This window comes from Acidovorax sp. LjRoot129 (assembly GCF_964253765.1).
GTDB lineage: Bacteria > Pseudomonadota > Gammaproteobacteria > Burkholderiales > Burkholderiaceae_C > Acidovorax.
Genome location: NZ_CAXUSE020000001.1, coordinates 263,956 through 276,800, shown reverse-complemented (window position 1 = coordinate 276,800; position 12,845 = coordinate 263,956). Strand labels below are relative to the sequence as shown.

At 66.2% G+C, this 12,845-nt stretch carries 9 protein-coding genes; 4 read left to right on the top strand and 5 right to left on the bottom strand.

Annotation, left to right across the window (positions count from 1 at the left end; translation table 11 throughout):
- The first annotated feature begins 60 nt into the window (after positions 1–60).
- A complete protein-coding gene (locus ACSQ3Q_RS01305; RefSeq protein WP_436132639.1) occupies positions 61–1,794 on the top strand; it encodes a tannase/feruloyl esterase family alpha/beta hydrolase in 1,734 nt (577 codons plus the stop codon).
- Between the two features lie 220 nt (positions 1,795–2,014).
- Here ACSQ3Q_RS01305 and ACSQ3Q_RS01300 read toward each other — a convergent pair whose 3' ends face one another.
- On the bottom strand, positions 2,015–3,838 hold the full coding sequence (locus tag ACSQ3Q_RS01300; protein ID WP_436132638.1) for a UvrD-helicase domain-containing protein: 1,824 nt from the start codon (positions 3,836–3,838) through the stop codon (positions 2,015–2,017).
- Positions 3,831–5,597: an ATP-dependent nuclease gene (locus ACSQ3Q_RS01295; RefSeq protein WP_436132637.1), complete on the bottom strand. Its 1,767-nt coding sequence runs from the start codon at positions 5,595–5,597 to the stop codon at positions 3,831–3,833. Before ACSQ3Q_RS01295 ends, ACSQ3Q_RS01300 begins: the two co-directional genes overlap by 8 nt.
- Positions 5,598–6,219: 622 nt before the next feature.
- Here ACSQ3Q_RS01295 and ACSQ3Q_RS01290 point away from each other — a divergent pair.
- The 3 genes from ACSQ3Q_RS01290 (at position 6,220) to ACSQ3Q_RS01280 (ending at position 7,948) form a co-directional block, all read left to right on the top strand.
- Positions 6,220–6,648: a VOC family protein gene (locus ACSQ3Q_RS01290; protein ID WP_436132636.1), complete on the top strand. Its 429-nt coding sequence runs from the start codon at positions 6,220–6,222 to the stop codon at positions 6,646–6,648.
- Between the two features lie 204 nt (positions 6,649–6,852).
- On the top strand, positions 6,853–7,230 hold the full coding sequence (locus ACSQ3Q_RS01285; protein ID WP_436132635.1) for a VOC family protein: 378 nt from the start codon (positions 6,853–6,855) through the stop codon (positions 7,228–7,230).
- A 178-nt stretch (positions 7,231–7,408) separates the two neighbouring features.
- On the top strand, positions 7,409–7,948 hold the full coding sequence (locus ACSQ3Q_RS01280; protein WP_436132634.1) for an EVE domain-containing protein: 540 nt from the start codon (positions 7,409–7,411) through the stop codon (positions 7,946–7,948).
- A 31-nt stretch (positions 7,949–7,979) separates the two neighbouring features.
- Here the strand turns inward: ACSQ3Q_RS01280 and ACSQ3Q_RS01275 are convergent, their stop codons facing one another.
- From ACSQ3Q_RS01275 to ACSQ3Q_RS01265, 3 genes are all read right to left on the bottom strand, one after another.
- Positions 7,980–8,264: a TIGR03643 family protein gene (locus tag ACSQ3Q_RS01275; RefSeq protein ID WP_436132633.1), complete on the bottom strand. Its 285-nt coding sequence runs from the start codon at positions 8,262–8,264 to the stop codon at positions 7,980–7,982.
- Positions 8,265–8,451: 187 nt separating this feature from the next.
- Positions 8,452–12,243, bottom strand: a complete 3,792-nt coding sequence (locus ACSQ3Q_RS01270) for a molybdopterin cofactor-binding domain-containing protein (RefSeq protein WP_436132632.1) — start codon at positions 12,241–12,243, stop codon at positions 8,452–8,454.
- Entirely contained in the window at positions 12,240–12,755 is a 516-nt protein-coding gene (locus tag ACSQ3Q_RS01265) for a (2Fe-2S)-binding protein (protein WP_436132631.1), read from the bottom strand. The genes ACSQ3Q_RS01270 and ACSQ3Q_RS01265 overlap by 4 nt, the downstream gene beginning before the upstream one ends.
- Positions 12,756–12,845 lie beyond the last annotated feature (90 nt).

The following is a 12,845-nucleotide window of genomic DNA, read 5'->3' as shown; positions in this document are numbered from 1 at the left end:
ACGCGCGCTGCGCCGCGCCGCAACCACCTCCGCCCCTCAACGTTTTCAGGAGACCCCCGCATGAGCCCCCACCCCTCGCGCATCCATCCCCTGGCCCTGGCGGCGGCCGTGGCCGCCCTCGTGGCGGGCTGCGGCACCACCACCCTGCACCGCGCCGCGCTGCCCCAGCTGGCCGCGGCCCAGCCGGCCACCTTGCTGGCGTGCGCCAACCTGGCCGGCAGCCTGGCGCTGGCAGACACGCGCATTACGTCGTCCGAGCTGGTGGCGGCCGGGCCGATCACCGTGCAGAACGTGGCCACCCAGGCACCTGCGCACTGTCTCATCAAAGGCCGGATGAAAGAACGCACCAGCCCGGTGGACGGCGCAAGCTACGCCATCGGTTTCGAGATCCGCATGCCCGTGGCCTGGAACGGCCGCTTTCTGCACCAGGCCAACGGCGGGCTCGACGGCAGCGTGGTGCCTGCACTCGGCGCGGTCAGCGGCGCAGCGCCCGTGGCGCCCGCGCTGGTGCAGGGCTTTGCGGTGCTGAGCTCGGACGCCGGCCACGGCGCACCCACGCCCTTCTTCGGCCTGGACCCGCAGGCGCGGCTGGACTACGGCTACCAGGCCGTGGGCACCCTCACGCCCATGGCCAAGGACTTGATCCGCGGCGCCTACGGCAAAGCGCCGGACCGCTCGTACATCGCCGGCTGCTCCAACGGCGGGCGCCACGCCATGGTGGCCGCGTCGCGCTATGCCGAGCATTACGACGGCGTGCTGGCAGGCAACCCGGGCTTCAGCCTGCCCAAGGCCGCCACCGCGCAACTGTGGAAGGCGCAGCAGTACGCCAAGATCAGCACCACCACCGACGCGGCCGGGCAGCCCGACCTGACCTCGGCCGTGACACCGGCGGAGTTCAAGCTCATCGCCAGCAAGGTCGTCGGCAAATGCGACATCCTCGACGGCGTGGCCGACGGCCAGGTGAACGATGTGGCCGCCTGCCAGGCCACCTTCAACCTGCAGACCGACGTGCCCACCTGCAGCGGCGCACGTGACGGCAGCTGCATTTCCAGCGCGCAGAAAAGCGTGCTCGCCAGCATCTTTGCCGGCCCCAAAAACAGCAAGGGCGAGCCGCTTTACACCGGCACCTGGTTCGACCCGGGCATTGCAGGCTCCAACTTCGCGTTCTGGCACTTCGGCGCGCCGGCCACGCGCGATGCAGGGGCGGCGGCTTTCCTATTCACCACGCCGCCCACACCACTTACGGCCTTCAAGGCCACCACGGGCATGCAGTACGCGCTCAACTTCAACATGGAGACCGACTACGCCAAGATGTTTGCCACTACCGCGCCGTACACCGAGTCCGCGTGGTCGTACATGACGCCGCCCAACCCCACAGACCTCAGCACGCTCAAAAACCGTGGCGCCAAGATGATGGTGTTCCATGGCGTGGCCGACGGCGTGTTCTCACCCGCCGACACCGCGCAGTGGATGGACCGCCTGAACGCCCACCACCAGGGCCAGGCCGACGCGTTTGCCCGCCTGTTCCTCGTGCCCGGCATGAACCACTGCTCCGGCGGCCCCGCCACCGACCAGTTCGACATGCTGGCCCCGCTGGTGGCGTGGGTGGAGCAGGGCAAGGCGCCTGACAGCGTGGCGGCGAACGCGCGCGGTGCGGGGGCCAAGGTGGTCAATAACGAGCTGCCTGCGAGCTGGTCTGCCAACCGCAGCCGGCCGCTGTGTATGTACCCGAAGGTCGCGCGCTACAACGGGACGGGAGATGTGGAGAGTGCGAGCAGTTTTAGCTGCAAGTGATGTGTGCTTGAAACAGCAAAGCCCGGCGTGCACCGGGCCTTTTTTTTCTTTGCACTAGGGGGTGACTAGGAAACCTGCTTGTTGAGGTCGCAGACGTTCATCGCTTCTCATGCTTGCCAGTGAGAAGCTGCCCAAGTTGATTTACTGGCAGCTTCGCAGCGAAAGCGGATTTCCGTCACCCGCCAGGCGCTCCAACACTTGGACGCATTGCTCGTGCCGACTAGGAGCGCGGCTCTGGCCAGGCACCGGTCTCAGCAGCGCCCAGGCTTGCCAACTGAATCCTTGCAGCTGCGGCAGCCGCCAGTTGCGCTGGCCCTGACTCCGCAAACCCCCTCGCCTTCAGCTTCTCGATGGTCTCATCGGACATTCCGGCGGGGATAGCCACCACGAGCAAATCCCGAGCTCGCGTGGCTGCCACGAATCCGATGCGACCCTCCTCATCTCCCGTTCCAGCCACAAGCGCGTCGAGGTCGCTCTTGTTGGTCAGGTACATGACCGCCGGTATGCCCTCACCCTTCGCAGAGTGAACCGTCCCGCACCGCAAGGCGGACCAATCGCGCTGCCCGATGTCAACGGCGATGAGCGGCCCCGTCTTGGGAAGGTCTGCAGCAGTCACCCGCTTGTTCCACGTCGGCTCACGCCTGAAGGTGGTTTCCTGCTCAACCAGCGTCAGCCAATCGTTCAAGTTTTTCTTCAGCCCGGTCAACCACGAGATCCTGGCCGCGAGCGTTGCACGGGGGATGCCGGTTGCGGGCGCTCGAATCAGTGACCACATGAGTCGCCGAAGCGTCTTCACGTCAGCGTCGCCACGCATGCTTCTGACTTCGGAGATGAAGCTATCCGGCAGGTTCGACACGATGGCTAGAACGCCTTTTGCGCAGTGCTCCAAGACCTTCGAGATATCAGCAGCTTGCTCACGTTCGATGGCGGCGGCCGCAAAGTGTTTGACCGCCGACTGACCTATCTGGTTGGATACAGTCGATAGCTTCGCAAGCATGCCACTGCCGCGGCACAGGACGGCAGCCTCGTCGATGGCGTAGCCAGCACCATTAAGGGTAGATACCCAGGACGACATGAGCTCTGGGAGGGTCTTCAGGTCGCAACGCCAGAAGTACGCCCCGGTCAGTCGGGCAGGCGGCTTTCGGAAGTTGGTCGAATCTGTCCCGGCAAGCAAATTTGCAGCACTTACGATGGATCCCACCGAACGACGGTTCTGTGTGAGCGGCAGCCCGAGGACATCGGCTCTGCTGGCGAACTGGCGGAGATACTCGCCTGTTGCGAAATTGAAGCTGTAGATGCTCTGATGAAAATCGCCAACGAGAGAGATGGTGCTTCCTGCGGCGCTTAGCCTGTCGAGCAAGACGCCTTCAAATGGTCCGATGTCCTGTGCCTCATCCACCAGGATTTGAGGAAATCTGCGTGCGAGTGCCTTGGTGATTCGCGGCTCGTTCTTGAGGAGGACCAACGCCCAGACGCGCCCAGCTCCGTAGGTGTACGCGCCCTTCGTAGCCAGCGCCACAACCTTCTGTTTAGCGGCCTTGGCAAGCGTATCGTCGAGGCGCTGGGCCCCGCCGTTCTTAAACCTGCGGTGAACTACAACTTCTCCGTTCTCAAGGTCGAACGCAAGTTCATCGAGACCGATGAGATTCTTCGGGTCGCCGAAGCGGAAGCTGGATAGAAAGGGTTCGGTGCCCAGCACCAAGTACGGGGTGCGAAAGCAATTCATCGCGCGGGAGCCATGTGGGCGCAGGATGAAAGTGGTTAGGAAAGAATCGACTGTTTGGATGACAACGCGGTCTGAATCTCCGTCCCGTCCTCGTAGCTGCCGATACTCATCGCGGAAGGTATCGACGGCGATGTTGGAGAAAGACAGTAGGGCGACGTGACCGCGCGAGCCCGCTACCTCAAGCCGGCGACGTACCTCGGCGACGCGACGGACCGCAGTGGCGGTCTTTCCGCTTCCAGGGCAGGCAACGACCGCAAGGGGGGTGAGGGGTGCATCGATGATGGCCTGCTGTTCGACCGTGGCCTGGAACTCAGACACCGACAGGCCCCTGCGCGATGACGCCGGTCACGTAATCCAGCGCGGACTCAATATAGGCCGGTAGTTCTATCGCAGCGTTGGACTCAGAGATGCCCTGCGCGAGTGCTTGAGCGAACTGGCCCTTCTTCACGCTTGTTTTGCCTTCCGGTCGTTCGAACGTGCCGGCAAAGAAAAGCTTGGCCTTCTCCTGCTCTGTAGCGGCGCCGTCGACAACGACCTTTAGATCAGCACCAATCGTTGGGTGAATATCAGTCAAGGCCTCGACCATGAGACCCCTGCGCGTCGCGTCCAAGGCGAGGTCGTACTCCAGCGTTTTCTGCGCGAAGAAGCACTTCACATACTCGTCCTCGGCCTTCGAGATTGCCGTGGCAGTTGCGGAGAGCTTCAGTGCGTCCGTGGCTGCGGGGAACTGGTCTGGCGCTGCCGGGTCTGCATCGGTGACGATCGCCACGGGAATCTGCATTGCCTTCTCACCAAACAGCGGAAGGAATGCGTCAAAGTTCAAACCGTCGGTGCTGATGACGCTGATGGAGTGCTTGCGCAGGTCGTAGCCCGCGTTCTTCGCCAGGGCCTCAACGAGGAACAGCTCCGCCGCCCCCTCGACGAAGACGATGCGCCGAGCAAAGAACAACTCTGCGCGGGTCACGTTGAGATACTGCTGCAACTTCTCCTTCTTGCCCTTGCCGAACGCCACGCCGCGTGGTGCGAAGGCGACCGGCCCGGCCGGGCTGTCGTAGACGCAGCAAATCGAGTCAAGATCTGCGAGAGCCGCGAAGTTTGGGGAGTGGCTCGTGACGAAGACCTGGACTGGCCGTTCGCCGACAACCGGCTGCTCGACTGTCTTCAAATAGTCGAGAAGGACGGCCTGCAACTGCGGATGGAGATGCGCTTCCGGTTCCTCAACGAGCAGTCCGCAGTAGGACGCTGTCTTGTTGAAAGCCAGTTCGCTGAGTACGACCGCCATGTAGATGAGGTTGTTGAACCCAAGACCGTTCTGCTCGACATCTCGGCCGCCAACCGCTATGCCGACGCGTGCCGCGAACCTGTTGAAGTCGCTAGAGGTCAGGTCGAGCTCAAGGGCCTGAGCAAGTACAGTTCCGAGCATCGACTCGTGCTTGGTCGAAATGGCCGCGTTGGTGGTTGAGATGGGCTCGCTTTTCGCGAGCTCTTCGTCGATTGTCGTCAGCTTCTTGACCAGCTCTTTCCGCGCAGCCTTGTCCGGCATCATGTTTTGGATGAGCTTTGAAATCTGGCTCATCCGACCAGGTTTGAGCCCCTGCTGAGGGTCCCGCAGCGGTTGCAGATAGATGGCCCGCAGTTCTTCGAGCATCTCAGTGGTCATCGAGTTCTCCTCGTGCATGCCAACCCAACGACGTAGGCGGAGTCGGCCACCGGGCTCGGCCTGGGTGTACTGCACGAAGAACTGCGCGTCATAGCGCTCAATCGTCTTACCGTCAGCGCCCTTGATTGCGATGAGGGCGTTGGAGAAGTCCGCCTCATTCTGCTCAGATAGGCCGCTAAAAACAAACGTGAACGTTGCGGTGGGGCTCGGTGGTCCGCCGGGCTTCTCGTGTAAGTCCAGCTCCGTGAGGCGGAGGTTGCCTTCGTCGCTAGCCGCCAGAAGTACGCGCAGCGCATCAACAACTGCTGTCTTTCCCGCGTTGTTGGGGCCGACTATGACGTTCAGGCCATCTTTGAAACTGAGTGAGAGGTCGTCGAAGCGGCGAAAGCCCTGGATGCGAAGTGTCTTCAGGTACATGGTTCTTAGTTACCTCTGTTCCGTCGCAGAGCGTCACCTACGCGCTTGCAACACAAGGATAGCCGCCATCAGAGGGGCTTTATCCGAAAGGCGGCTTCCAACCCCAGGCTGCAACGCGGGCTTCGTCGAACTGAGATACGCGACCGACACCACGACAACTGGCCTCATGCAGTCATGTTTGAGGGCCAAAGGAGCCACATGGTGCTGATGCACGGGGCGCTCACGGGCTGAATGCAACGCCGATGCGTTTCTACTGGGGCCTAACAGCGCTGTCCCCACTGCAGGGACCTCACCCACGCGCCTCCGAATGCTCAGAACGGTAACCCCACATAGTTCTCCGCTAGCGACCCCAGCGCCTTCTCCGACGAGAACAGATACGCCAGGTCGTGTCCTGCAGCTTTTGGTCGTATTCGATGGCGCCGGGGAAGGTGTGCAGTATGGTTTGAGATTGCTCCAAATGGGGCTACGAAGGAGCGCTTCACCTTCGCCCGGCGGCACCCCTGCTGACACCCCGCCGTCAGCAGCGCCGACACACGATCAAGGGGTTTTGGCGCACATTCAGTGCCCTGAACGGCAACCGCGTGCGTTCGCACGCACCTCTAGATTTGAAAGGAACACCACCATGGAAACACAGGAACTGCACCGTGGTCGGCTGATCGACCACATCCAGCTCGTCGTGCGCGACCTGGCCGCCAGCCGCACCTTCTACTCGGCCGTATTCGAAGCCCTGAACGTGCCGATGGGCGGCACCGCCGAGGACTACTTCTGGGCCGACGAACTGTTCATCTCGACCGCAGACAGCGTGGCCGCCCAGGGCCACCTGACGGGCCGGCACCACCTGGCCTTTCAGGCGCAGGACCGGGCTATGGTGGATGCGTTTTACCGCGCTGCTCTGGCCCACGGCGGCAAGGACAACGGCGCGCCGGGCGAGCGCCCGTACCACCCCGGCTACTACGCCGCGTTTGTGCTTGACCCCGATGGCAACAACATCGAGGCCGTGTTCCATGGCGAGGCGAAGCGCAGCGCGCCATCGGTCCAGATCACGTTCTAGCGGGGTGCCTGCACGCACGCGTGCACGAGCACACTAGCGCTGCGTGCAGTGCCTGCGGGCGCTGCGGCCTTTCCGCATTTTTGCGGGCTACCAACTCCTTGAGGGCCTCCTGAAGGCTACTGACAAAGCGCTGTCAGCAGCCCCCCGTCAGCATCACGGCTTCTTCAACAAACGTGCATGTCTGCACACCAAGGAGCCCCTGCCATGACCCACGCCATCACCTGGTTCGAGATCCCCACCACGCAACTGGACCGCGCCCAGGCTTTTTATGAAACCGTGCTGGGCAAGCCCATGCGCCGCGAGAACATGGGCCCCAGCGAGGGTGCCGTTTTTGCCTATGACCCCGCCACCGACGGCGTGGGCGGCGCGCTGATGATGGGCCCGACCGCCCCGCGCGTATCGGACAGCGGCACGCTGGTGTACCTGGACGCATCTCCCTCGCTCGACGCCGCTTTGGAACGCGCCGTGGCCCAGGGCGGCCGCGTGGCCGTGCCGCGCACCGCGCTGCCGCCGGGCCTGGGTTTCTTTGCGCAGATCCACGACCTGGACGGCAACCGCGTCGGCCTGCACGCGGCGGAGTAGCCACCCCTGAGCCGCCTAGCGGCGTCTTCCCCCCAAGGGGGACGCACCCGGTGGACCGGCGAAGCCGGATCCGCGGGTGCGCTGGTATCCGCTGCACCACTTCACAGACCAAGGGGCACACGGCATCGAACGACGACTGCAATAACTACAACGACAACGACGAGGAAGGACCCCACCCATGCAACACGCACTCTGGGAAGAGACGCCCCGCAGAGCCACTTCAGCCCGTGCAGCGCTGCGGGCACACGCCCCGCATGCCGCGTCGCAAACATCCCGCAACTGGATCGCCGTCGCTTCGGCCCAGCATGCGCGCCGCGGGTGCGCTGAACCCGGCGCGGGTTACATGCAGGTGTGCCATGGCAAAGCCGCGCCGCTCAAACGCGTGCAGCCCGGCGACCGCGTGGCGTACTACTCACCCACGGTCACCATGGGCGGCAGCGACCGGCTGCAGGCCTTTGTCTCGATTGGCACCGTGCAGCAGGGCGACCCGTATGCGTTCGACATGGGCGGCGGTTTTGTGCCGTACCGCAAGGACGTGGCCTACGTGCCCGCCCGCGAGGCGGCGATTGCGCCGCTGCTGGACCACTTCGAGTTTGTCGATGACCGCACGCGCTGGGGCAGCAAGTTCCGATTCGGGCTGTTTGCCATCAGCGACCACGACATGCGCCTGATTGCGCAGGCGATGGGGGCCGATGCTTCATTGCTGGGCTTGGCGTAGCCGCAACCCATGCGGCATCGGCCGGCCTTGGTCAGCGGTGTTTGTACTGCGTGGGGCAGTAAGCCCGGTCCACCGCGGGCGGCCGCAGCGCCTGGTGCTTGGTGGCGCGGCCGGTCACGCGCTGGCGCCACAGCCGAAAAGAGCTGGGCTTGAGCTGGCGGCGCATCAGGGTGATGACATCGCCCTCGCTCAGTCCAAACTGCACAGCGATGGACTCGAAGGGTGTGCGGTCCTCCCACGCCATTTCGATGATGCGGGAGAGGTCTTCGTCCGTGAACGGGTGGGGGCGGGTTATGGCGGAAGGAGCAGTGGACATGGTGGGGATGTAAACGGCAAGTCCGTGGCCGGGCATCCGTGTATTGAACACCAGGCCACGCGAGTCCCTGGTGTCCCGGTGCATGCCCCAGCGCAGCGCTGGGAAAAGACAGCCGCTACTTTTTTGATAGCTGCATGCGCTTATGGATCAAGCGCTGGCGGCCTAAAAGGCCTCAAAACCAGCACCCTCAGGGGTGCGCAGGCCCCGCGCGCACCCGTGCCAGCGCCTCGGGCACATCGCGCCATGCAGGCCGCCCCGGCGCATAGCGCTGGCGCATGTACTGGGCCAGCTCGGCGATCTGCGCATCGCTGAGCGCGGGGCCGAACGCGGGCATGAAGCCGATGTCGCGCGCGGCGGGTTCGCGGATGCCGTGCACGATGACTTGCAGCAGGTTGTCGGGGCGGTCGCTGTGCAGGTTGCTGTTGAGCGCCAGCGGGATGTTGACGCCCAGCAGCTTGGGGCCGTCGCCGTCGTGGTGGCAGGCCGCGCAGGCGCCGTCGAACAAACGCTGCGCCCGGCCGGGCTGCGGTGCCAGGGCCGCGGCTTGCGCCACTGCGGCATTTGCCAAGGCCTCGCGGGCCTGCACGGCGTCAGCGGCAGGCTCTGTGGACGCATTGAACGACGCGAGGTAGGTGGCCATGGCGCGGATGTCGCCGTCGGGCAGGTGCGCCAGCTCGCGCACCACCGGCGCCATGGGGCCCGAGGCGCTGCCGTGCTGCGGGCTGTGGCCATGGCGCAGATAGCTGTAGAGCGATTCGGCGCTCCACGGCACCGGCGATTTGGACAAGGCGGTGAGTGCGGGCGCCTCCCACCCATCCACCAGCGCGCCCGAGAGAAACGCCGCGCCGCCCTGCTCCGCGCCGAGTGCATTGCGCGGCGTGTGGCAGGCGCCGCAGTGGCCCACGCCCTGCACCAGGTAGGCGCCGCGGTTCCACTCGGGCGGGCGGGTGGGGTCGGGCTGGTACGGCGTGGCGTTGTGGAACAGCGCGTTCCACCCGGCCATGAGCGGGCGAACGCTGAACGGGAAGGCGAGGTCTGTCTTGGGCACCTCGGCACGCACCGCGGGCTGGGCCATGAGGTAGGCGTACAGCGCAGTCAGGTCGTCGTCGCCCATCTTGGCGAACGCGGTGTACGGGAACGCGGGGTACAGGTGTTTGCCATCGCGCGAGATGCCTTCGCGCATGGCGCGCTGGAAGGCGCTGAAGGACCACTGGCCGATGCCGGTTTCTGCGTCGGGCGTGAGGTTGGTGGTGTAGACGGTGCCAAACGGCGTGTCCATGGCGCGCCCGCCGGTGTTGGGCACGCCGCCGGGCGCGGTGTGGCAGACCACGCAGTCGCCGGCTGCGGCCAGCAGGCGCCCGCGTTCGATGGTGGCGGCGTTGTAGACCGCGGCGCCACCGGCTGTCTGCACCACGGGCGCGATGGAAGGGCGCCAGCCCAGCAGCGCAGCGCCCAGCGCCAGGGAGCCGACCGCCAGCGCGCCCGCGCGGGCCCACAGGCTGCGGCGGCGTGGCCAGGTGGCTGTGGCGGGCACGGCGGGTGCGGGCAGCCCCAGCGCGGGCACCACATCGGCGGGCTGCAGCGGCGCAGCGCCTGTGCCTGCGCCAACCTGGCCTGCGCCCGCGGCCGATGCGGCAGCAGCCTCGGCCGCGGCGGTGAGCGGGTTCAGGCCCGCGCGCACCACCTCGGGCGTGAACGGCGGCGCCCTGAAGCGTACGCCCGTGGCGTCGAAGATCGCATTGGCGATGGCCGCTGTGCCGGGCACGGAGGACGACTCGCCCGCGCCCAGCGGTGCTTCGTCCTGCCGGGGCATGTGCATGATCTCGATGACGGGCACCTCGCGGAAGCTCAGGATGGGATAGCTGCCCCACTCGCGGCTGTCCACGGCCTGCTTCACGGGCTCGAACTGCACCTGCTCCTTGAGCGCGCGGCTGGTCGTCTGCAGCACGTTGCCATGCACCTGCTGCTCCACGCCCGCGGGGTTGACCATGAGGCCGGCGTCGTGCCCCACGACCACGCGGCGCACGTGCACTTCGCCGGTCCGCTTGTTGACCTCTACATCGGCCACCCACGCGGCCCACGCGGCGCCAAAGCCAGGCCATTTGCTGTGGATGTAGCGGGCGTAGGCAAAGCCCTGGCCCTGCACCCAGTCGTCACCGTCATCGTCGGTTGACAGCTCGCGCTGCTGCGGGCCGGTGCGGCGCACCCAGCCGGCCTTCTCGGCCGTGGCCTGCACCAGCTCTGCGGCGCGCGGGTCGCTCAGCAGCTGCAGGCGGAACTCGACCGGGTCCACTCCCGCGGCCGTGGCCAGCTCGTCCACATACGACTCGTGTGCGAACGAGTTGGGCAGTGCAGACACACCGCGCAGCCACGACGCGCGCACGATGGGCGGCATGTCGTTGACCGCCACGCGCAGGTGGTCGTAGTCGTAGGGCGGGCGCGCGGTACGGTCGCCCATTTCGTAGGCCTGGGCCACGGGCTCGATAGTGCGCGTGAGCAGCAGGGCCAGCGTGGGCGCGCCGTTGGACGGGTAGGACGTCTCGAAGTCGTAGGCCGCCACCGAGCCATCGGCATTGAGCCCGCCACGCACCTGCATGAGCTGGGCCGCGCCCTTGGGCTCCCACAGATGCTCCTGCTCGCGCGTGAGCTGCACGCGCACGGGGGCGCCCACGGCGCGTGCGAGCAGCGCGGCATCGGCCGCCACGTCATCGGCGCCGTTGCGCCCATAACAGCCAGCGGCCTCCATGCGGATGAGGTCGATGTCCACATCGGCCATGCCCATGAGCCGGGCCAGCTCGGCGCGCAACACATGCGGGTTTTGTGTGCCGGCCCACACGGTCATGCGCGGGCGGCCGGCGGGATCATCGTGCCCGCGCCACTCGGCCACCGCGCACGATGGGCCGATGGAGCCGTGCATCTGGTACGGCCACACGTAGGTGCGCGGCATCGGCTGGTCGGCCGCGGCCAGGGCCGCGTCGACGTCGCCTTCGTCCACCAGCCGGCGCTGCGTGGCGGGGTTGGCGCGGATCGCCTGGGCAATGGCTTCGGGGCTGTCCTGGCGCGGAAAGCCCGGCCAGTCCTTCCATTGCACCTTGAGCTCGCGCAGCGCCTGCTCGGCCTGCTCCTCGCGCTCGGCCACGATGCCGACAAAGTCGCGGATCACCACCACCGCGCGGATGCCGGGGATGTGGGCGATGGAGGTCTGGTCCACCGATTCGAGCGTGTTGCCGATGAAGTCGCCGTGGTCGGCCCCGGCGTAGGGCGGGCGCACGACACGGCCGTGCAGCATGCCGGGCACGCGCATGTCATGCACAAACACCAGCTCGCCGCTGACCTTGGCAGGGATGTCCACGCGCGGCACGGACTGGCCGACCACGGTGTAGTGGGCCACGGGCTTGGTGGGCGTGGCCTCGGCCAGCTCCAGCACCGTGTGCTGGTCGGCCAGCAGGTCGCCATAACGCACGCACACACCGGGGTCGTCGCTGGCCACCACCATGCCGTGGTGGACCTGCAGGGCTTCGGCGGGCAGGTTCAACCGTTCGGCCGCGCGGGCCACCAGCCAGTGGCGCGCCTGCGCAGCGGCAATGCGCAGCGGTTTGGCATGGATCTGGATGGACGCGCTGGCAATGGTGGCGCCCTGGTTGGGCGCACGCGCGGTGTCACCGAGCACCATGTGGACGCAGTCCAGGCGCACGTCCAGTTCTTCGGCCACGATCTGCGCCAGCGCTGTGCGGATGCCAGTCCCCAGGTCCACATGGCCGTTGAGCGCGGTCACGCTGCCGTCGTCCCACACGGCGATCAGGATCTCGACGCCCTCGACCGGATTGCCCGCCACCAGCGCGGGCTGGCCTTTCACGGGGGGCGGCGCGGGGGGTGGGTTGCGCACCACGAGCAGCACGCCCTGCGCGGCGCGGAAGTCGGCGCGGGTGTGGGGCGCCTGGGCGCGTGGCGGCACGGAGGGGCTGGTGGATTGGCTCATGCGCTGCGGCCTGCCTCTCGCATCAACACCGCGGCGCGCAACACGGCGCGAATGATCTCGACATGGGTGCCACAGCGGCACAGGTTGCCGGACAGCTCGCGGCGGATGGCGGCTTCGTCGGGGTCGGGGTTTCGCTCCAGCAGGGCCACGGCCATCATCACCATGCCGTTCAGGCAATAGCCGCACTGCGCGGCCTGCTCTTGCACAAAGGCCTGCTGCACCGGGTGCAAACCGTACTGGTTGCCGCACCGCGCGGGCAGGCCCTCGAGCGTGGTCACGTCGCGCCCCGCCACGCCCCCTGCGGGGATCACGCAGGACCGTGCGGCCACTCCATCTACCAACACCGTGCACGCCCCACACTGGCCCAACCCGCAGCCGTACTTGGGGCCGTTGAGCGCCAGATCGTTGCGCAGCACGTGCAGCAGCGTGGCGCCGCCTGCGCTGCTGGTGGTGAGCAGTGTGCAGGGCTGGCCGTTGACGGTGGCTGTAGCTGTGGAAATGGCGGTGGACATCTCTCGCGGATTCGCTTTCTCGTCTCTTTGTCTCTTTGTCTCTTCGGAGGCTTCAACTCACCGCGGTGCGGCCATCAGCAAGCTTCTTTG

Coding starts and splice junctions, on each gene's coding strand:
- ACSQ3Q_RS01305 (WP_436132639.1), top strand. CDS start 61: ATGAGCCCCCACCCCTCGCGCATCCATCCCCTGGCCCTGGCGGCGGCC.
- ACSQ3Q_RS01295 (WP_436132637.1), bottom strand. CDS start 5,597: ATGTACCTGAAGACACTTCGCATCCAGGGCTTTCGCCGCTTCGACGAC.
- ACSQ3Q_RS01290 (WP_436132636.1), top strand. CDS start 6,220: ATGGAAACACAGGAACTGCACCGTGGTCGGCTGATCGACCACATCCAG.
- ACSQ3Q_RS01285 (WP_436132635.1), top strand. CDS start 6,853: ATGACCCACGCCATCACCTGGTTCGAGATCCCCACCACGCAACTGGAC.
- ACSQ3Q_RS01280 (WP_436132634.1), top strand. CDS start 7,409: ATGCAACACGCACTCTGGGAAGAGACGCCCCGCAGAGCCACTTCAGCC.
- ACSQ3Q_RS01275 (WP_436132633.1), bottom strand. CDS start 8,264: ATGTCCACTGCTCCTTCCGCCATAACCCGCCCCCACCCGTTCACGGAC.
- ACSQ3Q_RS01270 (WP_436132632.1), bottom strand. CDS start 12,243: ATGAGCCAATCCACCAGCCCCTCCGTGCCGCCACGCGCCCAGGCGCCC.
- ACSQ3Q_RS01265 (WP_436132631.1), bottom strand. CDS start 12,755: ATGTCCACCGCCATTTCCACAGCTACAGCCACCGTCAACGGCCAGCCC.